24 protein-coding genes and 1 pseudogene are annotated in these 25791 nt (G+C 60.4%); 15 read left to right on the top strand and 10 right to left on the bottom strand.

The genetic code is table 11. The features are described from left to right. Positions 1-400 (bottom strand): tripartite tricarboxylate transporter substrate-binding protein (locus HYX42_RS12980; RefSeq protein WP_293403634.1); only part of this gene is annotated, 400 nt, incomplete at its 3' end. A 173-nt stretch (positions 401-573) separates the two neighbouring features. Between HYX42_RS12980 and HYX42_RS12975 the strand changes: the two genes are divergently transcribed. The 3 genes and pseudogenes from HYX42_RS12975 (at position 574) to HYX42_RS12965 (ending at position 2496) form a co-directional block, all read left to right on the top strand. Then, positions 574-1464 carry a LysR substrate-binding domain-containing protein gene (locus tag HYX42_RS12975; RefSeq protein ID WP_293403632.1) on the top strand — a complete coding sequence of 297 codons (891 nt, stop codon included), beginning with the start codon at positions 574-576 and terminating at the stop codon, positions 1462-1464. A 75-nt stretch (positions 1465-1539) separates the two neighbouring features. Further along, positions 1540-1773, top strand: a pseudogene (locus HYX42_RS23235) (winged helix-turn-helix domain-containing protein); the annotation flags it as partial. 3 nt (positions 1774-1776) lie between these two features. Next, positions 1777-2496: a restriction endonuclease gene (locus HYX42_RS12965; RefSeq protein ID WP_293403630.1), complete on the top strand. Its 720-nt coding sequence runs from the start codon at positions 1777-1779 to the stop codon at positions 2494-2496. 332 nt (positions 2497-2828) lie between these two features. On the opposite strand, the gene HYX42_RS12960 is transcribed toward HYX42_RS12965, so the two are convergent. Continuing rightward, complete coding sequence (locus HYX42_RS12960) at positions 2829-4796, bottom strand: propionate--CoA ligase (RefSeq protein ID WP_293403628.1); 1968 nt, start codon at positions 4794-4796, stop codon at positions 2829-2831. Between the two features lie 461 nt (positions 4797-5257). Here HYX42_RS12960 and HYX42_RS12955 point away from each other — a divergent pair, with 461 nt between their 5' ends. From HYX42_RS12955 to HYX42_RS12945, 3 genes are all read left to right on the top strand, one after another. Beyond that, the gene (locus HYX42_RS12955) at positions 5258-6949 is read left to right on the top strand and encodes a ShlB/FhaC/HecB family hemolysin secretion/activation protein (protein WP_293403626.1); all 1692 of its coding nucleotides are present in this window, start codon (positions 5258-5260) and stop codon (positions 6947-6949) included. A 48-nt stretch (positions 6950-6997) separates the two neighbouring features. Continuing rightward, complete coding sequence (locus HYX42_RS12950; RefSeq protein WP_293403624.1) at positions 6998-9193, top strand: filamentous hemagglutinin N-terminal domain-containing protein; 2196 nt, start codon at positions 6998-7000, stop codon at positions 9191-9193. Positions 9194-9259: 66 nt separating this feature from the next. After that, complete coding sequence (locus HYX42_RS12945) at positions 9260-10045, top strand: hypothetical protein (protein WP_293403622.1); 786 nt, start codon at positions 9260-9262, stop codon at positions 10043-10045. 8 nt (positions 10046-10053) lie between these two features. Here HYX42_RS12945 and HYX42_RS12940 read toward each other — a convergent pair whose 3' ends face one another. Then, positions 10054-10677: an isochorismatase family protein gene (locus tag HYX42_RS12940; protein WP_293403620.1), complete on the bottom strand. Its 624-nt coding sequence runs from the start codon at positions 10675-10677 to the stop codon at positions 10054-10056. 135 nt (positions 10678-10812) lie between these two features. Next, positions 10813-11448 (bottom strand): TetR/AcrR family transcriptional regulator, encoded by a 636-nt coding sequence (locus HYX42_RS12935; protein ID WP_293403618.1) that lies wholly within the window; start codon positions 11446-11448, stop codon positions 10813-10815. A gap of 98 nt (positions 11449-11546) precedes the next feature. On the opposite strand from HYX42_RS12935, the gene HYX42_RS12930 reads away from it, so the two are divergent. After that, positions 11547-13184: a 4-hydroxyphenylacetate 3-hydroxylase N-terminal domain-containing protein gene (locus HYX42_RS12930; protein ID WP_293403616.1), complete on the top strand. Its 1638-nt coding sequence runs from the start codon at positions 11547-11549 to the stop codon at positions 13182-13184. Here the strand turns inward: HYX42_RS12930 and HYX42_RS12925 are convergent. Together HYX42_RS12925 and HYX42_RS12920 are read right to left on the bottom strand one after the other, a co-directional pair. Beyond that, complete coding sequence (locus HYX42_RS12925; protein ID WP_293403614.1) at positions 13181-13747, bottom strand: RcnB family protein; 567 nt, start codon at positions 13745-13747, stop codon at positions 13181-13183. The genes HYX42_RS12930 and HYX42_RS12925 overlap by 4 nt on opposite strands. A gap of 350 nt (positions 13748-14097) precedes the next feature. Continuing rightward, a complete protein-coding gene (locus HYX42_RS12920) occupies positions 14098-14562 on the bottom strand; it encodes a DUF2721 domain-containing protein (RefSeq protein ID WP_293403613.1) in 465 nt (154 codons plus the stop codon). A gap of 222 nt (positions 14563-14784) precedes the next feature. Here HYX42_RS12920 and HYX42_RS12915 point away from each other — a divergent pair, with 222 nt between their 5' ends. Next, entirely contained in the window at positions 14785-15546 is a 762-nt protein-coding gene (locus HYX42_RS12915) for a glutathione peroxidase (protein ID WP_293403612.1), read from the top strand. Between the two features lie 18 nt (positions 15547-15564). Here HYX42_RS12915 and HYX42_RS12910 read toward each other — a convergent pair whose 3' ends face one another. The 3 genes from HYX42_RS12910 to HYX42_RS12900 form a co-directional block, all read right to left on the bottom strand. Further along, entirely contained in the window at positions 15565-16857 is a 1293-nt protein-coding gene (locus HYX42_RS12910; protein WP_293403610.1) for an Hsp70 family protein, read from the bottom strand. A gap of 3 nt (positions 16858-16860) precedes the next feature. Then, the gene (locus tag HYX42_RS12905) at positions 16861-17358 is read right to left on the bottom strand and encodes a hypothetical protein (RefSeq protein ID WP_293403608.1); all 498 of its coding nucleotides are present in this window, start codon (positions 17356-17358) and stop codon (positions 16861-16863) included. Between the two features lie 69 nt (positions 17359-17427). Further along, positions 17428-17895: a nuclear transport factor 2 family protein gene (locus HYX42_RS12900; RefSeq protein WP_293403606.1), complete on the bottom strand. Its 468-nt coding sequence runs from the start codon at positions 17893-17895 to the stop codon at positions 17428-17430. A gap of 99 nt (positions 17896-17994) precedes the next feature. Here HYX42_RS12900 and HYX42_RS12895 point away from each other — a divergent pair, with 99 nt between their 5' ends. Both HYX42_RS12895 and HYX42_RS12890 read left to right on the top strand, forming a co-directional pair. Next, the gene (locus tag HYX42_RS12895) at positions 17995-18570 is read left to right on the top strand and encodes a TetR/AcrR family transcriptional regulator (RefSeq protein ID WP_293403604.1); all 576 of its coding nucleotides are present in this window, start codon (positions 17995-17997) and stop codon (positions 18568-18570) included. A 335-nt stretch (positions 18571-18905) separates the two neighbouring features. After that, positions 18906-19202 carry an antibiotic biosynthesis monooxygenase family protein gene (locus HYX42_RS12890; RefSeq protein WP_293403602.1) on the top strand — a complete coding sequence of 99 codons (297 nt, stop codon included), beginning with the start codon at positions 18906-18908 and terminating at the stop codon, positions 19200-19202. A 309-nt stretch (positions 19203-19511) separates the two neighbouring features. Here the strand turns inward: HYX42_RS12890 and HYX42_RS12885 are convergent, their stop codons facing one another. Then, entirely contained in the window at positions 19512-19961 is a 450-nt protein-coding gene (locus HYX42_RS12885) for a MarR family transcriptional regulator (RefSeq protein ID WP_293403600.1), read from the bottom strand. 167 nt (positions 19962-20128) lie between these two features. On the opposite strand from HYX42_RS12885, the gene HYX42_RS12880 reads away from it, so the two are divergent. The 5 genes from HYX42_RS12880 (at position 20129) to HYX42_RS12860 (ending at position 25653) form a co-directional block, all read left to right on the top strand. Further along, the gene (locus HYX42_RS12880; RefSeq protein ID WP_293403598.1) at positions 20129-21322 is read left to right on the top strand and encodes a 3-hydroxybenzoate 6-monooxygenase; all 1194 of its coding nucleotides are present in this window, start codon (positions 20129-20131) and stop codon (positions 21320-21322) included. 91 nt (positions 21323-21413) lie between these two features. Continuing rightward, entirely contained in the window at positions 21414-22367 is a 954-nt protein-coding gene (locus HYX42_RS12875) for a tripartite tricarboxylate transporter substrate binding protein (protein ID WP_293403637.1), read from the top strand. A 16-nt stretch (positions 22368-22383) separates the two neighbouring features. Next, positions 22384-23763, top strand: coding sequence for an FAD-dependent oxidoreductase (locus HYX42_RS12870; protein WP_293403596.1), 1380 nt, complete (start codon positions 22384-22386; stop codon positions 23761-23763). A 100-nt stretch (positions 23764-23863) separates the two neighbouring features. Continuing rightward, positions 23864-24958, top strand: a complete 1095-nt coding sequence (gtdA, locus tag HYX42_RS12865) for a gentisate 1,2-dioxygenase (RefSeq protein WP_293403594.1) — start codon at positions 23864-23866, stop codon at positions 24956-24958. Beyond that, a complete protein-coding gene (locus HYX42_RS12860; RefSeq protein WP_293403592.1) occupies positions 24958-25653 on the top strand; it encodes a fumarylacetoacetate hydrolase family protein in 696 nt (231 codons plus the stop codon). The genes gtdA and HYX42_RS12860 overlap by 1 nt, the downstream gene beginning before the upstream one ends. Positions 25654-25791: the final 138 nt, after the last annotated feature.

Here is a 25791-nt window from a genome sequence, read left to right as displayed (position 1 = left end):
TGGGGCTGGTGCCTACAGCGGCGACAGGGACGATGTCGGTGTCAGGGTTGAACTGGGGGTTCTTGTAGAGCTCTGGCGTCAGAGTCAGAACCGCTGCGGGGATAAAACCTATGGTGTAGCCGTCATTGGCGGAGCGCACCAGGGCGCTCATGCCGGGAATGCCGCCTGCACCGGGGCGGTTGTCGACGATGACGCTCTGGCCCCAGGCGGTGCCGAGCTTGTCGGCGACCAGGCGGGCGATGACGTCGGGGGCGGCACCTGCCGGGAAGGGCACGATCATGCGCACGGGCTTGTTGGGCCAGGCCTGGGCGAATGCGGAGGTACTCAGGCCGAGACCGAGGGTGGCTGCAAAGGCTGCTGCGAACAGGGCTAGCCTGCGGCGTGTGGTGATGGATGTCATGTTTTTGTCTCCGGTATTTATTGAATTTATGAAATTCGCGATGGCCTGTTGACCAGCCGATGCCGAAATTTAGTCGCTGTAAGCGATTAAAAAAAGATGGCAAAATTCATTCACCGATGCCAAAAATACATACCCTTTTCAAGGGTAAACCTTGATCACCATTCCTTGAAGACATGAAACTCACACAGATGCGCGACATGGTCGCAGTCGTTGAACGCGGCAGCCTCAGGGCCGCAGCCCGCCACCTTGACCTGGCCCAGCCGGCCCTGACGCGCAGCATTGGCGCACTGGAGCGCGAGCTGGGTGTGACGCTGTTTGAACGTGAAGCGCGTGGCATGGTGCTGACGCCTGCCGGCAAGCTGTTTCACCGACGCGCGAGTGCAGTGATCAACGAGGTGCGCCGTGCGCGCGAGGATTTCGACCAGACCGACGGCGACATGCTGGGCACCATCACGGTGGGCCTGTCCATCATGCCGCACATGGGCATGCTGCCCGAAGCCCTGCCGGTCTTCCGCCGCCGCTATCCGCTGGTACGGCTCAAGATCATTGAAGGCCTTTACCCCGCCATGGAGGCCGGCCTGCAGGACGGCAGCATTGACTTCTACCTGGGCGCCTCACCACGCGGCGAACCCGCAGGCGGGCTGGTTGCCGAGACACTGCTGAAAAACACACGCACTGTGATTGGCCGGCGCGGCCACCCGCTGGCGGGCGCAAAGTCCATAAAGGATCTCGCCAAAGCCGAATGGGCCACCACTACCCTCGACTTCAATGCTGCGACGGATTTGAACGAGCTGTTTGCCAAACACAAGATGCCCCCGCCCGTCATCACCCTTCAGACGCATTCCGCGCTGTCCGTGATGGTGGCTCTCTCAAGCTGCGATCTGCTGGCGATCCTGCCGGCGCAGTGGAATGAATTTCCGCTGACGCGCGATGTGCTGGAGGTCATCAACATCAAGGAAAAGCTGCCGGCGCCCGACATCGTGCTCATACGCCGGCCCGATCTGCCGCTGACGCCGGCGGCTGATCATTTCTGTGATTTGCTGAAGCGGTATTTGCCAGAATAGGCCAAGATCGATTTGGCCCTCAGCATTAAATAGTGCACAGTCCTATCAAACTTTAAATAGTCCTATAACCAAAAAATCCCAGCGAAAGAAAACAACCAATGGCTGTTCCCACCTACGACAAATTCATCGAACCCATTTTGCGTTTTCTACGCATCTCACCCAAATGGGGCCTCAGCACGAGATGCGCATGAAGCAGCGGCTCAAACCCTAGGTGTATCTGAGATTGATCGACAAGAATTACTTCCTAGCGGATCCCAACCGATATACAAGAATCGAGCTGGTTGGGCCCACGATCGTCTAAAACGAGCCGGTTTGTCCACCAGTCCTCGCCGGGGGTTTTGGCAACTAACTGAAGAAGGACGGCAATTCGTCCTGTCTCACACTGGTCCACTCTCAGAAAAAGATGTCGAGCAACTTGCGATCGGCTTCATGGACGTAAGGTTGCGACCTTCACCTAGCAGCGAATCACTCGCCTCCCCCGATTTGTTGCAGGTTACGACCGTAGCGTCGGCTGTCACCAGTCCGGACGAGCGTCTTGCGGGAGCGGTATCGGAATTGCGCCGTTCAGTAGCAGCAGAGCTGCTTGAATCACTGAAAGCTGTTTCCCCCTCCTATTTTGAAAGCATAGTTCTGGATTTGCTTCACAAAATGGGTTACGGAGCAAGCCGCGCAGACATACAGCGCGTCGGGGGTTCTGGCGATGGCGGAATCGATGGAGTAATTTCTCTAGACAAACTCGGACTTGAAAAAGTTTACGTTCAGGCAAAACGTTGGCAAAGTACCGTGGGGCGGCCAGAAGTACAAGGTTTCTATGGCGCACTAGCAGGGCAAAGAGCCAATAAAGGCGTATTCATAACCACCTCGGGATACACGAATCAGGCAATCGAGTTCGCGAAATCAGTAGAACGAATCGTCCTGGTCGATGGGCCAAAAATGGCGGAGCTGATGATTGATCATGAGGTCGGAGTTTCCTCCCGGACGGTCAAAGTCCCGAAAATTGATAGCGACTACTTCGACGAAGAATCTACGTAACTTGTCAGCCAGACTTCTAAAGTTGTCGGCTCGAGCCATCCGATCCCGAATCTGCTGCTCCACCGGATTTTCCACCTATGCCGAAAGCGGATCTTCTGCAATTTGCTGAAGCTCTAGCTACCAGACCAGTGCCCGAATGCGTCAGGGCGACGCTGAAACAAGCGAATTGCTATTAATTCAGTAGCTGCTCACGCCTGTATTCATTGGTCTTCAGCCGTTTTTGACACTCAAAAACGGCAAAAAATGACCTAAAAATGCCCCGCCGGCCGAAACAATCCGCCGCTCGGCCCCAAAAATGTAAAGCCGACTTTACATCCGCAGAAATAGCTTCTTCAGCTCGTCGCGACCCGATCCCGAATCTGCTGCAGCGCCGCCGGGTCATCCATGGTCGTCAGGTCGCCCGCGTCCCTGCCCTCGCACACGGCCTGGATGGCGCGGCGCAGCAGCTTGCCGCTGCGGGTCTTGGGCAGCACCGACACAAAGCGTACGCGTGACGGCCGTGCCACGGCGCCGAGGTCACCATCCACGCGCTTCATGATCTCGCCTTCGAGTTTCATGGCCGCGGCGCTGTCGCTGATGACGGACGAATCCTTGGGTACGACGAAGGCCATCGCGACCTGGCCTTTGAGCTGGTCGGCCACGCCCACCACGGCGACTTCGGCCACCCCCGCATGGCCCGAGATGCTTTCCTCGATCTCGCGCGTGCCCAGCCGGTGCCCGGCGACGTTGATGACGTCGTCGGTGCGGCCCAGAATAAAGAAGTAACCGTCCTCATCCTTGATGCCCCAGTCAAAGGTACTGTAGACCATCTTGCCGGGCACCGACTTCCAGTAGGTGTTGACGAAGCGGTCATCGTCCTTCCAGATCGTCTGCATGAAGCCGGGCGGCGTTGGCCCCTCAATCACGACCACGCCTTTTTCATTCGGCTGCGTGAGTTCTTCGCCTGTGGACTCGTGCAGTATCTTCACGCGGTAGCCGTACATCGGGATGCCGGGGCTACCGAACTTGCTGGCCTTCTTTTCAACGCCGTTGGCAATGGTGATGAGCGGCCAGCCGGTTTCGGTCTGCCAGTAGTTGTCAATGATGGGAACATTCAGGCCCTCGCTGATCCAGCGCGCCGTGGGTTCGTCCAGCGGTTCGCCCGCGAGGAAGAGCGCACGCAGGCTGGAGAGGTCGTATTTTTTGAGCAGCGCCGGGTCCTGCTTTTTCAGCACGCGCACCGCCGTGGGCGCACTGAACATGGCCGTGACCCTGTACTTCTCGACCAGGCTCCACCAGATCGCACCGTCGGGTTGTTTGTCCATGCCCTGCGTCGGCAGGCCTTCGTACATGATGGTCGCCATGCCCGCAATCAGCGGACCGTAGACGATGTAGCTGTGGCCCACTACCCAGCCGATGTCGCTGGTGGAGAAATAGGTTTCACCAGGGCGGCCGTCAAAGATGTGCTTCATGCTGGCAGCAAGTGCCACCGCATACCCCCCGGTATCGCGCTGCACACCCTTGGGCTTGCCCGTGGTGCCGCTGGTGTAGATGGTGTAGCTGATGTCGGCGGAGTCCAGCCACACGCAGTGCACCTGTGCGGCCATGTATTTGGCGCGCAGCTTACTCCAGAGCAGGTCACGTCCCTTGACGAGTTCCATGGGTGCCAGCCCCCGGTCGACCAGCAACACGGTGTCGGGTTTGTGTTGGGCCAGGCGAATGGCTTCATCCAGCAGCGGCTTGTACGCCACCACCTTGCCGCCGCGCGAACCGGCATCGGCGCTGATGATGACCTTGGGCGTTGCGTCGTCGATGCGCGAAGCGAGCGAGCCGCTGGCAAAACCGCCAAACACGACGCAGTGAATGGCGCCCAGCCGTGCGCAGGCCAGCATGGCAAACGCCGCCTCGGCAATCATGGGCATATAAATCAGCACGCGGTCGCCCTTGACCACGCCCATGGCCAGCAGGCTGGCCGCCATGCGCTGCACTTCGACGTGCAGCTCCCTGAAGCTGTAGGTCTTTTCAATACCGGTTTCGCTTGAGACGTAAATCAGCGCAGCCTGGTCGCCGCGTGTTTCCAGGTGGCGGTCAACAGCGTTGTGGCACAGATTGGTCTGCCCACCCTCAAACCAGTGCGCGAATGGCGGCTTGTCGTAATTGCAGACGCGGGTGAAGGGCTTGTGCCAGTCGATCAGCTTGGCCTGCTCTGTCCAGAAGGCGTCGGGCTGGTCAACCGACTGGCGGTAGAAATCTGCGTAGCTTGTCATGTTTATTGATCTCCGTTTGTTCTGACTGGTTCTGCTCGATCTGACTCTATACATTCACGATGGCCCGGTCACGCACTACATCGCATCGCGCCAACCCGCCCACTTCGGGTCAGGTCCGGACAGGCAATATGGCCGGCCTTAATCTGAATTCATAATTATGGATAACGGGCTTTCAGCAGCCTGACGCCGCCCAAAACTGCAGTCCCCCTGGCATTGAAATCACGCCTTGTTTGAATGGCGTTCAAGGGCTGATTCATTGGCCGGCTAACCGATTCAAATGGCTGAAACAGCCTTTTTGGCCTTCTACGGAATAGATAACTGGGGGCCCTACACCATCCAAAGACAGGCCATTCGACTACATCTATATTTCCGGTCATCGATATATTTCATCAATGGAGATAAATATATCAATGAAAAAAATAAATACATCCAAAACGGTCGCTGCAGCGCAGAGTCACGATTCAAGCAGCCCACCGCCCTCTGCCGGACGCCCGCAGAATCCACGCCCGCCAACAGTGCGTAAAGGTCTGTCCAGAACGGAAATTCTCGGATTTGGATTTTTACCTCTGGCGTTGCTGACGCTGGGGCAAGGCGTATACGCCCAGCAGCTGCCCAACGCGGGTAGCCAGATACAACAGATCCCCGCACCTCCACTGCCCCAGAAAGCGCTTCCTGAAATCAGCATCCAGCGCGGTGCGCCGGTTGTGACGACAAACGACCAGACGAAAATTCTGGTTCGCACCCTGAATGTCACAGGGGCCAGGGCCTACTCTGAAGCAGAGCTCATCGCCATCGCGGGTTTCACACCCGGAACAGAACTGACCATCAGCGAACTGCGTGAGATGGCGGCAAGGATCACGGGCCACTATGCAAAAAACGGCTACTTTGTAGCCAGGGCCTACCTGCCGGCGCAGCAAATCCAGAACAACAGCGTCACCATTGAGGTGAGCGAGGGGAAATACGGCAAGGTCATTCTGCGCAACCAGACCAATCTTGCCGACGCCCAGGCTTATCGGCTTCTGGAAGGCCTGAACAGCGGCGACCCCATCATGAATGACCCGCTGGAGAGCCGGCTTCTGCTGCTCTCCGACACGCCGGGCGTCAAGGTCAGCTCAACGCTGGTGCCGGGCACCGAGCCGGGAAGCTCCGATTTGATCATCGACCTCACCCCCGGCAAGCGCGTCAATGGCGAGGTCGACATCGACAACGCAGGCAGCCGATACACCGGCGAATACCGGCTTGGCACGACAGTCAACCTGAACAATCCGCTTGGGCTGGGTGATGTGGCCAGCGTACGCGCGGTCACTTCCGGTTCCGGCCTGACCTATGGCCGCCTCTCCTACCAGGTTCCATACGGCAAAGCTACCCTGGGCGTGTCCTACAGCAGGCTTCAGTACCACCTGGGCAAGGAATTTGCGCCGCTGCTGGCCAGCGGTACCGCAGAAATTGCAAGCATTTACGGCATCTATCCGCTGATCCGCTCACGCAACACCAATCTCTATACCCAGCTTGCCTACGAAGCGCGAACCTTCAAGGACAAGGTGGACGCCTTTCCGTCTGTGACAGACAAAAAGGCAAATGTATTGATCGGGAGCCTTTATGGCAATCACACGGACAGCCTGGGCGGTGGAGGCATCAGCGCCTACTCACTGACACTGTCGGCGGGTAACCTGGACATCAAGACGCCAGCGGTCCTTGCTGCTGATGCAGCCAGCGCCCGCACCAAGGGCTCCTACAGCAAGCTCGGCTTTACCGTCACGCGACTGCAGCGGGTCACAAATGCGGTGTCTCTCTACGCATCCCTCAGTGGGCAGGCCGCTTCGAAAAACCTCGACTCGTCCGAGAAGCTGGGTCTTGGCGGCATGAACGGCGTGCGCGCCTATCCCCAGGGTGAGGCTTATGGCGACGAGGGCTACCTCGTCAATCTCGAAGCCCGCCTGCTGCTGCCCAAATTGTCGGAGCGCATGCCGGGCGAGATGCACCTCATTGGCTTCGTGGATGCGGGCCGTGTCACCATCAACAAAAACCCCTGGGCGGCCGGGATCAACAGCAGGAGCCTGGGCGCCTACGGCATAGGCGCAAGCTGGGGCGAGAGCGGCAACTTCCTGGTGCGGGCCTACTACGCCGTCAAGATGGGCAATGAGGCTGCCATCTCGGCGCCGGACAAGTCCGGCAGGTTCTGGATTCAGGCCATCAAATATTTCTGACCGGTGCTTATTCCGTCATGAACCCGTACAACATTTGAGGAACCCTCCATGAACCAAATTTACAAATCCATCTGGAACGAAAGCTCGGGAACATTTGTCGCCGTCCCGGAGAACGCCACAGGGGCGGGCAAACAATCCTCGGGCATCAGTGGAGCGCCATCAGTCGCGCGATTCGCCATCAATGCGCTGTCAGCCTGCCTGATGCTCAGCTTCGGCGCGTCCGTGTACGCCCTGCCGGCGAACGGCGTCGTTGCCGCTGGCGCCGCCACCATCTCAAGCGCTGGTTCGGCCACAACCATCACACAGTCGACCGCCAATGTCGTCGTGAACTGGCAGAGTTTCGGGATTGCAGCGGGCCAGACCGTGCAATTCCTGCAACCGGGCAGCACCTCGGTCGCGCTGAACCGCGTCCTCGGGGCAGATCCGTCCAGCATCATGGGCAACCTGTCGGCCAACGGCAGGGTCTTCCTGCTCAACCCCAACGGCGTGCTGTTTGGCAGCGGTGCATCGGTGAACGTGGGCGGACTGGTCGCCAGCACCATGAGCCTGACCGACGCAAACTTCATGGCCGGCAATTATTCATTCACGGACGCGGGAAGCGGCACGATCATCAACCGGGGCAACATCACCGCAGCCGATGGCGGTTACGTCGCGCTGATGGGGAAAAGCGTCAGCAACCAGGGCGTTATTTCCGCGAGGTTGGGATCTGTTGCGCTCGCAGCCGGCAACGCCGTCACGATGGATGTGAACGGTGACGGCCTGCTCAATATTTCCGTGGCCCAGGGAGCGGTCAATGCCCTGGTTGAAAACGGCGGCATGATTCAGGCCGACGGCGGCCGCGTGCTGCTCACAGCACAGGCGGCAGGCAACCTGCTCCACACCGTCGTCAACAACACCGGCGTGATCCAGGCTCAAACCATCGCCAATCGCAACGGCACCATCCTGCTTCTTGGCGATATGGAGACGGGCACCATGAACGTGGGCGGCACACTCGATGCCAGCGCGCCCAACGGCGGAAACGGCGGCTTTATTGAAACCTCGGCGGCCCACGTGAATATCCGTGACGACGTGCGCGTGACCACAGTTGCACCGCAGGGACAGATGGGCTCATGGTTGATCGACCCCCAGGATTTCATCATTGGCGCAGGCGGCAATATTTCAGGCGTCACGCTTTCGGCACAGCTGGTCAACAACAGCATCACCATCAAGACGGCACCCGGACCCGGCAACGGTGATATTTTCGTCAACGACGCGATCACATGGACAGCCGCCGGTGCGCCGACCACCCTGACGCTGAACGCCGACCGCGACACCAACATCAACGCCGCTGTCACGGCGACCAACGGGAATTTTTCAGCCTGCTGTGGACGGGATGTGAACGTGAATGCGGCCATGACCACAACGAACGGAAGCATACTTCTGAGCGCCGGCCGCAACGTCAATCTGAACGCAGCCGTTACCACTACTGACGGCAACCTGATGATGTGCGCCGCCAATGATGTCAACATCAGCAGCAAGATCACCGTCACCAACGGCACGCTGGACGCAACCCGCAGCCTGGGTCTGCCGCGTGGCCTGACCATCAGCGCAGACACGGATGGCACGGGCCCGGGTGTTGCGGGCGGCACAGTCGTCTTCGCACCGCTGGCCCCACCTGCCACCGTCACCAATGCGCCTGTCCTCATCACTTACAACCCCGTCTCCTACACCACGCCGACGGACTATTCCACCAAATTCATCCTGACCGCCGGCGCAGTGCTGTCGCAGCGCATGCTGGTGTTTCCTGAAGCCACCAAATATTTCGACGGCAATACCAGCACCATTCTTTACTCGTTGAGGGGCGACCCTCCAGGCGTCAGCCTGATTGCCGGCCCGGGCGCCACTGCAACGTTTGACGACGCGACCGCTGGAACCAACAAGTCCGTGACATTCACAGGCTACACCCTGGGCGGCCCCAACGCGGCCCAGTATGCGCTGGCGACCACTTGCTGCGGACCTATTGTCCAGAAGACCACCGCAAGCATCAAGCCCAAGGCCGATGTGCCAGTAGCGATACCTCCGCTTGCAGTGTTTGCCTCCTATCAGTCGGCCGTGATGCCGACATTCTTCTCCGATGCCGGAAACGTCTTTTTCACCTTCAAGGAAGAAGAAAAGGAAAAAGAAGAAGTGCCCGCAGTCGTGCCCGCCCCACCGCGGCAGGCCTACGTCGCGCCAACTTACGCACCAAAAGCCGCACGCAATTGAAGTAATGCAGACGAACTGATGCCCCCATTAATCACCCCTGCCCGTTCAATGATTCAGGCATTTGCAATGAAGCAGTCTGCAAGGGGTCCGGGGCGAGCCGTGCGATGGTTGCGGCATGGGCTGGTCCTGCTCGCAGCCACACTTGTGCTGCAGCCGGCGTTCGCTGGCGATGACACCTCGCGGGCTGCCGCGGCAGTGAAGATGACCGGGGAGGCTGCGGCTAAGGATGCGGCCGGCACGCCAACAAAAGACCCAGTTGCAGCAAGCCATGCAAGGCACGCCAGCTTCGGAAAAGAGCAAGCCTCAGCGCAGGCCATCCACGTCGCTGACTGGGTGGTCGACTCGGCCAACAACCAGGGCATGCCCTTCATGATTGTCGACAAGGTCAGGGCGCGCGTGTTGATGTTTGACGCCTCAGGGAACCTGCAAGGCGCAGCATCTGCGTTGCTGGGCCTGGCACGCGGCGACGACTCCACACCCGGCATTGGTGACCGCAAGCTGTCGACCATTCGCCCTGAAGAACGCACCACGCCCGCAGGGCGGTTCGTCGCCTCGCTGGCTCGCGATCTTCATGGTGAAGAAATCCTCTGGATCGACTACAAAACCGCCATCTCTCTGCACCGAGTGGTGAAGGGCACGCCCGGCGAACGGCGGGCGCAGCGCCTGAGCAGCGCCGCAGCCGATGACAAACGCATCTCCTACGGTTGCATCAATGTTCCGCCCGCGTTCTACAACAAGGTCGTGAGCCCGGCATTCACCGGAACAAACGGCATTGTCTATATCCTGCCTGAAACCCGGTCGGCGCGCGAAGTGTTCGGCTCGTATGAAGTTCCGGCTGCGAAAGGCGGCTGAAACAGGGGCTACTTGATCAGGCTCTGAACATCCCTGAACGCCGGATGCTCAGCCGTCCCCAGCCACTCAAACGCCACCATCTCCGTGGTCACCAGTTCAGCCCCCGCCCCCGCCAGTCGGTCGAACGCTGCATCGCGGTTGCGCTCTGTGCGTGAGCTGCAGGCGTCGGTCACGACCCACACGTCAAACTCTTCTTCGAGCAAATCCAGCGCCGTCTGCATCAGGCAGACGTGGGCTTCGCAGCCGGCGATGACGATCATGCTTCTGCCCTCTTCTTCCTCGGGCGCAGCTTTTTGCAAGTGCTTTGGCAGGCTGCGCGCATTGCCGCCCTGCGCAGGCTTGCGCACAGGCGGCCGCAGCCATTCACCCAGGCCATCAGCAACAGCGCTGAAATGCATCTTGGCCAGCGTGCGGCCTGCTGCGGCTTCAATCACGGCCTGAAGCGGCGCCACGTTGGGGCCGAGTTTGTCGGGGTTCTGCTCGGTCGCCCATACCGGCACCTGTATGATTTCAGCCATGCGCGCCAGCCGAACGGCATTGGCGATGACAAGTTCGTTTTCAAAAATGACCGGCATCAGGCGGGTCTGGTAGTCGACCAGCACAAGCTGGGAATCATCGGCATCTAGCAACATATTTATTCCTGAGGATTACTGCAACACAAAAACTGAAACGGTTTTACCTCCTCTCCCGCTGGGAGAGGGCGGGGGTGAGGGCTGGCGGCCTGTGCATGACGCCCCCGCATATTTGCGCCGTGCTGGCCCTCACCCCTACCCTCTCCCAGGGGGAGAGGGAGCAAGAAGGCGCTCCACCAGGTCAATGATGTAGGCCTCAAACAGCAGCGTGGCGTCCTGGTTGAACATGCGTATGCGGCCGGTGTGCTGCATCAGCAGCAGGCCCACGCCGTGCGCAAACAATGATGTATTTTCGCGCAATGCATCGTCGGCACTCAAGCCCATGGCCTGCAGCGCGGTTTCGCAGGGGCGCAGCGCGTCATGCAGGCGGTCATTGAGTTTGTAGTTGAGCTCTGCCGTGAGACCGCGCGGCTGCATGCCCTGCACCAGGTAAAAGCCCAGATCAAGGTCGCGCGGGTTCGTTGCGAAAAAGCTGAACCATGCGCTGGCCTTGGCATCCAGCATGTCGGCAGGCTCAAGTTCAGGGTCGCCAGCCGCGTCGACTGCGGCATTGAGCCGCTCCAGTGACTCGGCCAGCAAGGCGCCGTAAATCGCTTCCTTGTTTTCAAAATAGGAATAAATTGCGCCCGGCGTGTAACCCGCCTGCCTGGCAATCTCGCGAATGCTGGCGCCTTCAATGCCCAGTTTCTCAAACACCGTGCGGGCGGCATCGAGCATCAATGCACGGCGTGAATCGGTTTGCGCCTGCTGGCGTTGGGCTCTGGCTTCCATACGGCAAATATATACGTAAAGCCGGCCAGGAATGCACGAAATTGACGCTTGTTTTTAAAATTGAACAGTGTTCAAATTTACAAAAAAGGAGACAAACGATGAACGCCCCCGCCCCTCAAGCCACCCTGATGTCCGGCGATGATTTCCGCGAGTCGCTGCGCCGCTACAAACCCCGTGTCTTTCTTGACGGCCAGCTGGTCGACAGCGTGGTTGATGAACGCGGCTTTGGCCCCGGCATCAATGCGATTGCGCTGACCTACGATTACGCGTTGAAGGCCAAATACGCCCCCATCATGACGGCCGTGCAGCACACCAGCGGCAAGCTGGTCAACCGCCTGACCCATATCAACGCCAGCAGCGGCGACCTGCTCAACAAGCTCGAAGCGGTGCGCCTGGTCTGCCAGGAAACCGGCTGCGCCCAGCGCTACCTGACGCACGATGCGCTCAACGCCATCGGCCAGGTATCAAGCCGTATCGACGATGCGCGTGGCACCACAGAAAACACTGCACGCTTTCTGAACTACCTGCACCGTGTGCAGGACCAGGACCTGACACTGGGCATCGCCATGACAGACGCCAAGGGTGATCGCAGCCGCCGCCCGCATGAACAGGCCAACGTCGACAGCTATGTGCATGTGGTCGAGCGCAATTCAAAAGGCATCGTCATCAGCGGCACCAAGGCCATCGTGACCGGCGCGCCCTATATGCATGAATTTCTGGTCATGCCCTGCCGCAACATGGGCAGGGAAGACGCCGACTTTGCCGTCTGCTGCGCCGTGCCGGTGGACGCGCCCGGCATCACCATCATTGCGCGGCCTGCAGGCAGGCCCGGCGAGAAGGTCGAGCACGGCGCGGCCCTCTTCAGCCGCAAGTATGGCCAGAGCACTGGCGTGGTGATGTTCGACAAGGTCTTCGTGCCCTGGGACAGCGTGTTTTACGAAGGCGAGTGGGAGCACACCGGCCACCTGACCTACAGCTACGCCACCCACCACCGCCACACCTGCATAGGCGCACGCGCGGGCTTTGGTGATTTGCTGATTGGCGCCGGCGCGCTGATGTGCGAGGCCAATGGGTTCGACCCGGGCAAGGAGACGCATCTGCGTGAACAGATGGTCGAGCTCATCACCATCACCGAGGGCTTTTACGCCTGCGGTGTGGCGGCCAGCGTGTATGGCAAGCCTGACGAGTACAGCAAGACCTTCATGCCCGACCCGGTGTTCTCCAACATCGGCAAGCTGATGCTGGCGACCAAAATCTATGACATGCACCGCATCGCGCATTACGTGAGCGGCGGCCTCATCGTCACCCTGCCCGGCCCGGATGAAGACCACAACCCCGAGACCGGCGCAAAGCTGTCAGAAGTATTGCGCGCCAACCCCGATGTGCCTTACGAGCAGCGCATTGAAACCGCCCGTTTCATCGAAGACCTGACCGCTGGCTACCAGGGCGGCTGGTACAGCGTCATCAGCCTGCACGGCGGCGGTTCGCCTGCAGCGATGAAGCAGGAGATCTACCGCAACTACCCGGTGGGCAGCAAGGTTGAACTGGTGGAGCGGATTCTGGAACGCGGCGTGGCCGGTGAAGGCGTACCGCACGACCCCGACCGCGCCATCACCAGAAACCGCCAGCCCGGCAAGTGCTGTGACACCGGCTGCACCACGCCGGGCCAGCCGGTGATGGTGGATTTGCCGTCGGTCGAGGCCACGCTGCCGTCGCGCCGGCAGTCTGCTGATTAGACGCGGCCCAGATCCTGAATTGCGTCGACCACCATGCCGGTGCCTATGGCAATCAGCAGGATGTCAGTCGCCACCCGCACATACTTGTGACCTGCAGGCGGCGCGCCCAGCTGCACCAGCACCGGTTGGGGGACGGGGTAATACACAACACCGCGCGGCAGCGGCTGGCCAATTGAATATTTCTTGGCCTGGCCCGGCGGCAGGCAACCGTTGTTCTTTTTGGCCAGGCCCGGGGGGCAATGGCCGCTGCTGAACTGCTGGCCGTAATAGGTGTTGGCAGCCGCACGTTGCGGCTCGCCGAAGAAGCCACCGATGCGGACCTCCTCCACGCGGTCACCCTTGTTGCCCTGGCCACCGCGGTAGGCTTCGCCCCGCTCGACCTGCCCATGGCTTTCACCCTTGTTTTTGCCGTTTCCCTTGCCAGCCCACTCAGGCTTTTCGGCAAAGCTGGCACCGCACGCCAGAGCAAGCGCCAGGCCGAGCGCCAGGGCCCGCGAGGGTCCTTTACGGGCAGACTTGCCCACAGCGCCCAAAGAAGTTGTTGAGGTCAATAGGGTGGTCATGAGAAGCTCCTTGTTGTAATGACTGGAATTTAGGCCAGCCACTTGCCCGGGAGAAGTAGGCCGAATGCCTGCATCGTCGTGCAAATATCGGCATGCCCACGTTTTAATGAATCAGATATAACCCATTAATCAGATAATGATTTATTTCTGACACATTAAGTGAGGCGCGCCGCGTCAAAGCACCAACGGCGCAGCTCAAATCGCCCAAAAGGCGTTTTGGGGGCCATTTTGGAGGGCATTTTTAGCCTTCAGCCCTTTAAATACGTACGTGAGCAGCTATAAAAATAGTAGCAATCGACAGCCGCAGAACCCCGCTCGACATCCCCGCCGCAGCCGGGATCACGACCCGGTCACTTCTCAGGCTTGACCGGCCTTTGCGCAAACCGCAGCAAACGGGTGGCCAGCAGGGTTTCGAACAGAAAACACACCAGTGCCGAGAGAAAACACATCACACCGGTCAGAAAGCTGATGGTGGCGATTTTCGGGATGAGCAGCTCCGCCGTCTCGCCCAGAAACAGCAGCATGATGGTCAGGCCTATCGCCATGGCGCACAGCGTGAGCAATGCCAGGCTGCCGTTGACCAGCCAGCCACGGTGCCGCAGTTCGCCCAGTTCGGCATACATGCGTGCGGCGCGGGAGTGCTCGACGTCACCAGCGTCCAGACGGTTCTCCAGGAATCGTGCCCTGTCAATGATGCGCGCCAGCCGCCCGGCGACGGCGGCAATCATGCCGGACACAGCCGTCAGCAAAAACACCGGCGCCACAGCCAGCTGTATGCCGTGCGTGACGGTCGAAAGGTCGGTCGCAAAAATCATCCCGGGCTCCCTTTTTGCATGTTCATCAGGCCGCTATTGTCATGCGGCACACAGGCTGGCCCGTAATGGCGGGTCGCCACTCTGTCGCCCCTGTCTGACACGGGCAAACCCTTTGGTGACCGGACAATCAAAAACATGCAGTCGGCAGCAGGCATTTAAAGCGCCTGTCAGCCCGTCCTGCCCTTTCGCCCTGACCCTGACCAACCCTCCAAAGGATTTCCCATGCTCCCAAACAAAGAAGGCCAGCAAGTTCCCGACGTGACATTCAAAACCCGCAAGGACGACCAGTGGGTAGATGTCAGCACGGCAGACCTGTTCAGCGGCAAGACAGTGGTGGTCTTTTCGCTGCCGGGCGCCTATACCCCGACCTGTTCGTCGACCCACCTGCCCCGCTTCAACGAACTGGCCAACACCTTCAAGGCCAACGGGGTTGATGACGTGGTCTGCATCTCGGTCAACGATGCCTTCGTCATGAACGAATGGGGCAAGGCGCAGGAGGCGGAAAACCTCACGCTGATCCCGGACGGCAACGGCAAGTTCTCAGAAGGCATGGGCATGCTGGTCGACAAAAGCAGCCTGGGTTTTGGCAAACGCTCATGGCGCTATTCGATGCTGGTGAAAGACGGCGTGGTGCAGAAGATGTTTATCGAACCCGAGCGCGATGGCGACCCGTTTGAAGTCTCGGACGCCGACACCATGCTTCAGTATGTGGCACCCAATGTGAAAGCGCCCCTGCCTGTGACCATCTTCACCAAGGCAGGCTGCCCTTTCTGCGCCCGGGCCAAAGCCATGCTGAACGACGCCGGGCTGCACTACGAGGAAGTTTTGCTCAGCCATGGCGTTACCTCGCGCACGCTGCAGGCCGTGGCCGGTGCGGGTACAGCGCCACAGGTATTTGTGGGCGGTGAAAAGATAGGCGGCTCTGAAGCGCTGGAAGCCTGGCTGGTCAAAAGCGGCAAGCGCCAGGCAGCCGTCGCAGCCTGAGGCAATAGCCGCCAGCCTTCAACTGAACTTTCTCGCAGCATCCAGCGCCAGCCCCGCGCCAATGCTGCCAAAGCGGTCGCCCTCCACGGCACGCGCACCCGGCAGCAAGGCGGCGATCCGCTCACGCAAGAGCGGCACGCCGCTTGAGCCGCCGGTAAAAAACACCGTGTTCACCGCATTCGCCGCAATGTCCGCATCGCGCAGCAACGTAATCACGGTGCCCTCAACCTTTGAGACCAGGCCATCAATCGCGGCATCGAAATCCGGCCGGTGCAGGGTCAGGAGTTCACCGGGCGCAATGCGGCCCAGGTCCATCACGGCTTCAGGTGCATCAGACAACGTAATCTTGGCCGCCTCAACCTGCATCGCCAGCCAGTGCCCTGCCCGTTCGCGCACCAGGTTTTGCAGGCGTTCGAGTTTGTCTTTTTCAAGCGCGCTGCGATGCAGCTCGCTCAACTGCGCCCAGGCTTTTTTGGTATAGGCCAGGTTGATCGTGTGCCAGGTCGCAAGGTTGAAGAACAGCGCCGACGGAATCTCCAGCCCGCCCTGCAAACGGCTGCCCAGGCCCAGCGTGGGCATGACGCTGGCCAGGCTCAGGTACTTGTCAAAGTCCGTGCCGCCTATATGCACGCCGCCGCTGGCCAGGATGTCATCGCGCCTGTCTGCCTTGCCTGCCAGCCCCGGGCCCAGCCGCACCAGCGCAAAGTCTGAGGTGCCGCCACCAATGTCAACCACCAGCACCAGCTCTTCACGCGCGCCGGGCGGAATCTGCGATTCATAGTCAAAGGCCGCTGCAATAGGTTCGTACTGGAAGGCGATGTCTTTCAGGCCCACCGAATGGGCGATGCCGGCCAGCGTGTCTTCGGCACGCTTGTCGGCTTTGCTGTCATCGTCGACAAAAAACACCGGGCGGCCCAGCACCGCGCGCGTGAACGGCTGGCCTGCAGATGTTTCAGCGCGTCGCTTGAGCTCGCCTATGAACTGCGCGAGCAACTCACGAAACTGCAGCGCGCGGCCGGCGACCTCAGTGTGCTCGTCCATCATCGAGGTGCCCAGCAGGCTTTTGAGTGAGCGCATGAGTCGCCCCTCATGGCCGGCAAGGTAGTCGGCCAGGCCTGCACGACCATAGCTCACATGGTCATGCCCCTCTTCAGGTTCTGCATGAAAGAAGACCACCGATGGCAGGGTCGGCTTGCCGTCTTCAAGCGGCAGCAACAGCGAGGAGCCAGCAGCCTGGCCGGGCCCGAGCCAGCCCGCCGTGGAGTTGGACGTGCCGAAGTCAATGCCGCATGCGGCGGCGTGCGTGCCCACCGCTTAACTGCGGTCAGCGGGTTTGGCAAAACCGCCTTCAGCCCAGGCGGTGGCGCTGGCGCGGCTCAGCTTGAAGGACGCCGCCACGCGCACCTGCGCAAGTTCTTCACCGGCCTCGTCCTGTGCAGTCAACAAGGCGTGAGGATTGTCTTCATCGGGCACGATATCGAGCGACACCGTGACGCGCGCCGAATGGGCTGTCACTTCAATACTCTGGTGCAGCGAGGCATGCAGTTGCTGCTCGTGACGGCGCACAAATTCAGAGGCAGTTTTGACCAGCGTGCTGAAGGCATTGCCATCGAGCGGTTTGGGGTTCTTTTTGTCGCGCCCCATGGTCCACGGGCCGACCAGCGCCGGCTCGGGTTCGCCATCCTTGATCATGGCGACCGCCCAGCCATCATCGTCTTCGTTCTTGATGACCTTGGCAGTCCAGCCATCGCCCGTCCACAGCCTGGGTTCCTGAATGGGGGTGTCGTCTGTGGCGATGTCTGAATCGGTCAAATGAAAATCTCTTTGCGGCTAGGGAGGCGAGATTCTAATCGCCGCCCTGCCGCCACTGGTTTATCCAGATTACAGCTCCAGATCGCTCAGGCCGGGGTGGTCGTCAGGCCGTCTGCCCAAGGGCCAGTGAAACTTGCGGTCAGCTTCCCTGATCGGCAGGTCATTGATGCTGGCGTGGCGCACGTCCATCAGGCCGTTGTCATCAAACTCCCAGTTTTCATTGCCGTATGAGCGGAACCAGTTGCCCGCATCGTCATGCCACTCGTAGGCAAAACGCACGGCAATGCGGTGGCTGGCAAAGGCCCAGATTTCCTTGATGAGCCGGTAATCAAGCTCGCGCGTCCATTTGCGGGTCAGCAGCCCTGCGATTTCTTCACGGCCGGTAACGAACTCGGCCCGGTTGCGCCAGCGGCTGCCCGGCGTGTAGGCCATGGACACACGCTGCGGCTCGCGTGTGTTCCAGCCATCTTCGGCGGCGCGGACTTTTTGTCTGGCTGTTTCAAGGCTGAAAGGGGGAAGCGGCGGACGGGTTTCCATGGTGGCTCCTGCTGGGGTGGGAAAGCTGTCAAAGTAGACAGATCTGTCTACATGCACAGATTCTGGCACAGGTAGACAGACCTGTCTACAATGCCTGCTATGGACGACACGACACTTTCCGCGCGTGACCGCATCCTCGTCACGGCGCACGACCTTTTCTACGCTGACGGCATCCGTGCGACGGGGGTGGACCGCATCATTGCCGAATCAGGCGTGGCCAAGCTCACTTTCTACCGGCACTTCCCCAGCAAGGATGAACTGGTCATGGCGTATTTGAACTACAGGCATGAACACTGGATGGCATGGTTTGTCGATGCCCTCGGGCGCCACGGCGCGACAGCGGGGGGTGGCCTGCAGCCACTTGTGAAAACAATGCAGGAATGGTTTGAGAACCCGGTGTTTCGCGGCTGTGCCTTCATCAATGTGGTGGCCGAGATGGGCGGCAGCCAGCCCGGCATGGTGGCCCTTGCCCAGGCTCACAAGGACGCCATGCTGCGCGTCATTGAAGGCCTGCTGCCTGACCGCGATGCGGCAATCGCCAGCGCAGCAGCCCTGGCGGTGGACGGGGCCATTGTGAGGGCACAGACAGACGCGGGAAGCGCCATGCTGACAGGCCAAAAAAAATCAGCACTTGACGGTTTGCGTCAGGTGCTGATGGCCCTGGAGAGAGCTTGAGAGAGCTTTAGAAAGGGCGTCCGGCACGCCCGCCTGAATAACCGGATCCGTTGCCGCGTCAGAAGACGCCAAGCAACATCAGAATAAGGACAACGCTGAGTGGCACACCGAGTAGCCAGGCAATGATGGGCATTAAGTTTCTCCGTTTGGAATGTTGAAGCCTTGAAGTTACCCAAACAAGGGCGCGGGCATTGCGGGATGACAACCCCATCAACGGTAAGGCTTGGCTTACATGCCCCATCAGCCAAATACCCAGCCCGGGCGCACCAGGAATCAGGTTAGAGTGACGGCCAGCACACGCTGCATCACCACCCATTCAAAACACAGGAGCACACATGATTCTCGAACTCGTTGACATCCGCATTCACCCCGGCCAGCAGGCGGCTTTTGATGAAGCACTGCAGCGCGGCATTCGCGAGGTCATCTCAAAGGCCAAAGGCTTCAGGGGGTTCAAAATCTACAAGGGCATTGAAAGCGCCGAGCGCTATGTGGTCAACATCTACTGGGACACGCTTGAAAACCACACGGTGGACTTCCGCGGTTCGCCGGCCTTTGCCGACTGGCGCGCCATCGTCGGACCGTTTTTCAACGGCGCACCCGCCGTCGAGCATTTCAATCTGCTGGTTGAATAGAGCCCCCACGCAGGTTATTGGGGTCAGACACCAATTTCACTGCGGTGCAACGCACCGCACCCGAAGGGCGAGCCAAAGGCTCGGTGAATTTGGGCTCTGACCCCAAAAACCTGCTGCCCCCCGAGGGGGCCGCCCGCCTATGGCCCGGCAAAGCCGGTTCAATGGCTTGAGCTCGCGAAGACCTCTCTTCGCTTGGCCACGCGGTGGCTCGCTACGTGTAGCTCTATGCGCCCTAAAAGGAGCGCCCCCTGTGGCCCGGCAAAGCCGTTTCCACGGCTCGGAATCGGTCTGAGCTGCTCAAAAGGACCGTCAGGCCTCGTCAGCCGCGCCCTGGTGCGCGGCGACGATCTTGCTTAACAGCAAGGACAGCTGCTCCTGTTCTGCAGGCTCCAGCGGGCTGACGATGCGCTGCTGGGCACGGCCCACGGCGCGCTTCATTTTCAGCGCGACCTCGGCGCCTTCTTCTGTCGCCCATAGCAGCTTGCGGCGTTTGTCGCCGGGGTCGGCAGCACGCCTGACCCAGCCCTTGGCCTCCAGCCGGCCAATGACAGAGCCGAACGTCGCCGGGTCAAACGCCACACGGCCCGACAGGGTGATCTGGTCTTCACCGGGGTCGTCCATCAAGGCGTTCAGAATGGCAAACTGCACCGGCGTGACATCGAAACCGGCGGTTTCTTCCATGAAGATGGCCACAGCCAGTTGCTGCGCGCGACGGATCAGGTGACCGGGGGCCTCAATGAAATTAAAACTTTTTGCCATGCGCGAAGTTTAAGTGAGGCCTGCCTCGCCCATCCCCATACATGGCGCAAACGCGGCACCGGCCCGCAAGTCAGGGTATGTACCAAGGTCAAATATAATAAGTATACTTATCATTAATCAACCGGTTACTGGCCGGGCATGACATTCACCAACCAGGACACAGAGACATGGCTGAAAAATCTCCCATCATCATCTCAGGCGGCGGCATAGGCGGGATGGCGGCGGCCATGGTGCTGGCCAAAGACGGGCATGCAGTGACGGTGCTTGAGCAGGCCACGGAGTTCGGCGAGATTGGCGCCGGCATACAGCTCGGCCCCAATATCTTCAAGATGTTTGAATACCTGGGCCTGACCGATGTCATCAACAAGGTGGTCTTCTTCCCCGAAGGCCTGGGCATGAACGACGTGCGCACCGGCGAGAAGGTCATACGCGTACCGCTGGGCGATGTGGCGCGTGCGGTCTACGGCTTTCCCTACGGCGTCATTTACCGTGCCGACCTGCACCAGGTGTTCCTCGATGCCTGCCGCGCACTGCCCAACGCCACGCTACGCACCAATGCCAGGGTCGAATCGTATGAACAGTCCGCCGATGGCGTGCGTGTGCACCTGGCGGGCGGTGAAGTGGTTGAAGGCCAGGCGCTGATCGCAGCCGACGGCATGTGGAGCAAGATCCGTGAAGCCGTGGTCGGTGACGGCAAGCCCCGCGTCTCTGGCCACATCGCCTACCGCGCGGTGCTCAAGCGCGAGGATGTGTCAGAACATTTGTGGAGCAATGACGTGACGCTGTGGGGCGGCGAAAAAACCCACCTCGTGCATTACCCGCTGCGGCGCGGTGAGCTGTTCAACATGGTTGCCGTCTTTCACAGCAACAAGTACGACGAAGGCTGGAACACCTTTGGCGACACCACCGAATTGAACGAACGTTTTGCCGAGGCCTGCCCCCAGGTCAAGGAGCTGCTCGCCAAAATCGAAACCTGGAAGATGTGGGTGCTGTGTGACCGTGAGCCGGTGAAGAACTGGACAGACCGCCGCGTCACCCTGCTGGGCGATGCCGCCCACCCGATGCTGCAGTACCTGGCACAGGGCGCCGGCCAGGCGATTGAAGACGCGGTCGTTTTGCGTGAGGCCCTGCGTTTTACCAAAGGCGATATCCAGGATGCCTTCCAGAAGTACCAGAAGGCGCGCTACCTGCGCACCGGCCGCGTGCAGCTGACCGCCCGTTTTTACGGTGATATTTACCATGCATCAGGCGTGCAGCGCGAGCTGCGCAACCTGATGTTCCAGGGCGGCAAGGAGAGCGCAGGTTTTGCCGGTTTGAAGTGGATGTACGACGGTATCGAGCCGTCAAAACTGTTCCAATAAGGGTTTTCGTACTTCGGAGACCTTCATGACAAAGACCACAAGCTCTTACCGCACGGCAAGGCGCAACGCCCTGGCACATGCCGCTTTTTTGATGGCTGCCTGCGCCCTGCCCTTTGGCGCTGCAGCGCAAAAAAACACAAAGGCGGCAGATGCCGCATGGCCGACAAAACCAGTTCACATCCTGGTCGGCTTTCCCGGCGGCTCCACACCTGACCTGGCAGCACGCACGATTGCAGAGCCGCTGTCGCGCGCACTCGGCCAGCCGGTCATCATCGACAACAAGCCCGGCGCTTCGGGCAACATCGCAGCAGACCAGGTCGCCAAGGCTACCGATGACCACACGCTGGGTGTCGTCATCAACGGCAACCTCACCTCGTCGAAGATGCTTTACTCGAAGCTGCCTTACGACCCGGCCAAAGACTTCACCCCCATCACGCTGATTGCCACTGCACCGCTGGTGCTGGTCGCACCCACCAACCTGCCAGCAGGCACTGCCTTCTTCACCGCCGCACGCAATGGCGGCGACAAATGGAACTACGGCTCGGTCGGCAATGGTTCTGTCGGCCACCTGGGCATGGAGCTGCTCAAGTCCAAGGTCGGCGACATGTCTGCCGTGCACGTGCCCTACGCCGGCAACCCGCAGGTCGTGACCGCACTGCTGGGTGGTCAGATACAGATGGCGCTGATACCGCCTGGCATTGCGTTGCCACAGGTCAAGGCCGGCAAGCTGCAGGCGATTGGCCTGACCAGCAGCCGCAGCTCTCTCGCACCCGAAACCCCATCGCTGTCAGATGCGGGGGTGCGTGACTTCAACCTCGAAGTCTGGACCGCACTGGTCGGCCCGGCCAATTTGTCGAAAGCCGCACGCGCCCGCCTGGACACCGAGATCTACAAGATCATGCGTGATCAGGACACGCGCCAGAAATTGTTCAACCAGGGCTGGGCGCCCGTGGGCACGTCAGCCGACGGCCTGCTGAGCCGCATACGCAGCGAGACCGCCATCATGGGCGGGATCATCCGCATGCGCAATATAAAAATAGAGTGACCGTCTGAGGAACACCTTGACCACGAACAGACCCCCATCCATCACCGAGCCATCGCGCCAGCTCTCCGTTTACGGTGAGTTCGACGTGGTCGTGGTTGGCGGCGGGCCTTCGGGCCTGGCAGCCAGCGTCAGTGCGGCAAAGCACGGCGCAAAGGTGTTGCTGGTTGAGCGTTATGGCTTTCTGGGCGGCATGGGCACTGCGGGCGGCGTGACGAACTTTGCAGGCCTCTATGGCCGCAAGAACGGCGAGATGCAGCAGGTGGTGCATGGCGTGGTCGATGAGTTGCTGGCGCGCATGGAGGCCCTTGGTGGCGTCAATGCGCCGCAGGACGGAATGCAGGGGCGCATCCGCGTGCGCTCTTACGATGTGTCTGCCCTCAAATGTGCCGCTGACCAGTTGCTGCTGGCGTCCGGCGTCGGGATTTTGTTTCATGCCCTCGCCGCTTCCGTCATCATGCAAGGCAGCCACATTGAAGCGCTGGTGATTGAAACCAAATCCGGCAGACAAGCAATACGGGCCCGCAGCTTTATCGACTGCTCGGGCGATGCTGATGTAGCCGCATTTGCAGGCGCGCCCTTCGAGCTGGGCGACGGCCATGGCAGCGGGCTGTTCCCGACCACCATGTTCCGCGTCGGCCACGTTGATGCGCCCAATGCGCTGGCCGCTGTGGGCGAGTTCAAGGCCATCAACACCTTTATGGAAGCCAGCCAGGCACGCGAGCCCGGCCGCTACACCTTTCCGCGCGCAGGTGCCATCCTGCGGCCGCAGAAGAACCCGACTGAATGGCGCGCCAACGTGACTCAGGTAGCCAATGCCGGCGGCACCGCGATGGACGCCACCGATGCAAAGCAGCTCAGCGATGGCGAGATCGAAGGCCGACGCCAGATCACCGAATATTTCAGCTTTCTGCGCAACGAAGTGCCCGGCTTTAAAGACTCGGCGATTGTTGATATTGCCGCGCAGATCGGCATACGCGAAACCCGCCGCATCATGGGCGACTATGTGTTGACGGGCGAAGACATCCTTTCATCAGCCCGCTTCGACGACGCCATAGGCATCAACGCCTGGCCCATGGAGCTGCACGCCGCTGGCCGCATCGACTGGCAGTTTCCGCGCAACTGGGACTCAAGCACGGGCCGCGTCTACAACGACCTGCCCTGGCGCATGCTGGTGCCCAAGGGCGTCGGCAACCTGCTGGTCGCGGGCCGCTGTGCCTCGATGACGCATGAAGGCCAGTCGGCTGCGCGTGTAAGCGGCGGCTGTTTTGTGATGGGCCAGGCTGCGGGCACTGCCGCAGCGGCGCTGTCAGCCGGGCAGACATTTGCCGACACCGACATCAAAAAGCTGCAAAAAAATCTGCGCCAGGACGGCGCGTATTTCGACGATGAACTATGAAGCCCCCACGCTTGTCACTTCGTGTACTGCGCTGCCCCCCGAGGGGGCTGCACTTGCCTGGGGCGGCCCGGCGCTGCGTGCTTTCCCATAAGGAGTTCCCATGGACATGACACCCCCCCCCCCCGCCGGCCAAGCCCCGGCACCGACCGACAGAGCAGCGCGCAAGGCCTTCTACAACGACATCTCAGCCTTCAGCATGTCCCCGCTGTGGGAAGTCCTGCACGCCCTGGTGCCAACATCGCCCAACACGCCCTGCGTACCCGGCCTCTGGAGATACGCCGACGTCTACCCTTACCTGATGAAGTCGGGCCAGCTCATCACGGCCGAAGAAGCCGTACGGCGCGTGCTGATTCTTGAAAATCCCGCGCTGCGCGGCCAGTCATGCATCACGCAGTCGCTGTACGCCGGCCTGCAGGTCATCATGCCCGGAGAGATCGCCCCCAGCCACCGCCATACACAAAGCGCGCTGCGTTTCGTCGTTGAAGGCCATGGCGCCTACACCGCCGTCGATGGCGAACGCACGCACATGAAGCCGGGCGACTTCATCATCACGCCGAGCTGGACTTTCCATGACCACGGCCACGAAGGCCGCGTCGAAGCAGACGCCCCCGTGGTGTGGCTCGACGGCCTCGACATCCCGATGCTGAAGTTCTTCGATGCAGGTTTTGCAGAAAACCACGCCGAAAAATCACAGCCCGTGACCAAGCCCGAGGGCATGACCAACTACAAGTACGGCGCCAACATGCTGCCGGTGCGCGGCGCCTCGCCCTTCGGCCAGACCTCGCCCATCTTCAGCTACCCCTACGACCGCACGCGCGAAGCGCTGCATGAACTTGAGAACCATGCCGACATCGACGCCTGGGACGGCGTGAAGCTGCGCTACGTCAATCCGATCACCGGCGGCTCGCCCATGCCAACAATGGCCACCTTCATGCAGCGCCTGCCTGCCGGCTTCAAGGGCAAGCCTTACCGCCAGACCGATGGCGCGGTCTACAGCGTGGTCGAAGGCCACGGCAGCGTGGACATCGAATTCAATGGCAAGGTCACGACGTTTACGTTCGGGCCGAAAGACCATTTTGTGATTCCGTCGTGGCACACCGCCACATGGAATAGCGCGCCCGGCAGCGTGCTGTTCAGTTTTTCAGACCGCCCGGTGCATCAGGCACTGGGCATACACAGAGAAGAGAGGTTGTGATGAGTTTTGTATTTACCCCACCGGCAACGGTGTCAGTGCCCGTCGTAGGCTCGAAAGACCGTTTCCCGGTTCACCGCGTTTACTGCGTGGGCCGCAACTACGAAGAACACGCCAAAGAGATGGGCTTCACCGGCCGCGAGCCACCCTTCTTCTTTTTGAAACCCGCTGACGCCATCGTCGTGGTCGATGCCGGCACCACAGGCACCATCCCCTACCCCAGCCTGACCAAAAACCTGCACCACGAAATCGAACTCGTCGTGGCCATCGGCACCGGCGGCAAGAACATCAAGGCGGCAGATGCGCACAAGCACATCTTCGGCTACGCGACTGGCCTGGACATGACGCGCCGCGACCTGCAGAACGACATGAAGAAGCAGGGCCGCCCCTGGTGCATAGGCAAGGCCTATGACCACTCCGCGCCCATCGGCCCCATCACACCCGCAGCACAGGCAGGCGACATCAACAACGCCGAGCTGTATGTGCAGGTCGACGGCAAGGACCGCCAGCGCAGCACGGTGGCCAAGCTGATCTGGAACATCGCCGAAACCATCGAGCACCTGTCAGCCGCATGGGAACTGCAACCCGGCGACCTGATTTACACCGGCACGCCTGAAGGTGTGGCCGCTGTCGTCTCTGGCGACACCATGGTCGGCGAGGTCAAGGGCCTGGGTACGCTGACGGTCAAGGTTGCCTGAGCTTAGTTCGTCATCATCCCGAAGAAGCCGGCTCAGCGCCGGCTTTTTTATGCCCGAATCGCTTGAGCCGGAAATGGAACCGACCGCTACACTCAAACCGTCCATCCCCCTGTCATGGGTTGAAAAAAACAACGGAGA

It is taken from the genome of Polaromonas sp. (assembly GCF_016185115.1).
Classification (GTDB): Bacteria; Pseudomonadota; Gammaproteobacteria; order Burkholderiales; family Burkholderiaceae_C; genus Polaromonas.
This window is presented reverse-complemented; position numbering and strand designations above follow the sequence as displayed.

Bases quoted from the DNA above. Each gene is read 5' to 3' on its own strand.
- HYX42_RS12975 (WP_293403632.1), top strand. From the start codon at position 574: ATGAAACTCACACAGATGCGCGACATGGTCGCAGTCGTTGAACGCGGC.
- HYX42_RS12960 (WP_293403628.1), bottom strand. From the start codon at position 4,796: ATGTATAGAGTCAGATCGAGCAGAACCAGTCAGAACAAACGGAGATCA.
- HYX42_RS12950 (WP_293403624.1), top strand. From the start codon at position 6,998: ATGAACCAAATTTACAAATCCATCTGGAACGAAAGCTCGGGAACATTT.
- HYX42_RS12945 (WP_293403622.1), top strand. From the start codon at position 9,260: ATGAAGCAGTCTGCAAGGGGTCCGGGGCGAGCCGTGCGATGGTTGCGG.
- HYX42_RS12940 (WP_293403620.1), bottom strand. From the start codon at position 10,677: ATGTTGCTAGATGCCGATGATTCCCAGCTTGTGCTGGTCGACTACCAG.
- HYX42_RS12935 (WP_293403618.1), bottom strand. From the start codon at position 11,448: ATGGAAGCCAGAGCCCAACGCCAGCAGGCGCAAACCGATTCACGCCGT.
- HYX42_RS12930 (WP_293403616.1), top strand. From the start codon at position 11,547: ATGAACGCCCCCGCCCCTCAAGCCACCCTGATGTCCGGCGATGATTTC.
- HYX42_RS12925 (WP_293403614.1), bottom strand. From the start codon at position 13,747: ATGACCACCCTATTGACCTCAACAACTTCTTTGGGCGCTGTGGGCAAG.
- HYX42_RS12920 (WP_293403613.1), bottom strand. From the start codon at position 14,562: ATGATTTTTGCGACCGACCTTTCGACCGTCACGCACGGCATACAGCTG.
- HYX42_RS12915 (WP_293403612.1), top strand. From the start codon at position 14,785: ATGCTCCCAAACAAAGAAGGCCAGCAAGTTCCCGACGTGACATTCAAA.
- HYX42_RS12900 (WP_293403606.1), bottom strand. From the start codon at position 17,895: ATGGAAACCCGTCCGCCGCTTCCCCCTTTCAGCCTTGAAACAGCCAGA.
- HYX42_RS12895 (WP_293403604.1), top strand. From the start codon at position 17,995: ATGGACGACACGACACTTTCCGCGCGTGACCGCATCCTCGTCACGGCG.
- HYX42_RS12890 (WP_293403602.1), top strand. From the start codon at position 18,906: ATGATTCTCGAACTCGTTGACATCCGCATTCACCCCGGCCAGCAGGCG.
- HYX42_RS12885 (WP_293403600.1), bottom strand. From the start codon at position 19,961: ATGGCAAAAAGTTTTAATTTCATTGAGGCCCCCGGTCACCTGATCCGT.
- HYX42_RS12880 (WP_293403598.1), top strand. From the start codon at position 20,129: ATGGCTGAAAAATCTCCCATCATCATCTCAGGCGGCGGCATAGGCGGG.
- HYX42_RS12875 (WP_293403637.1), top strand. From the start codon at position 21,414: ATGGCTGCCTGCGCCCTGCCCTTTGGCGCTGCAGCGCAAAAAAACACA.
- gtdA (WP_293403594.1), top strand. From the start codon at position 23,864: ATGGACATGACACCCCCCCCCCCCGCCGGCCAAGCCCCGGCACCGACC.
- HYX42_RS12860 (WP_293403592.1), top strand. From the start codon at position 24,958: ATGAGTTTTGTATTTACCCCACCGGCAACGGTGTCAGTGCCCGTCGTA.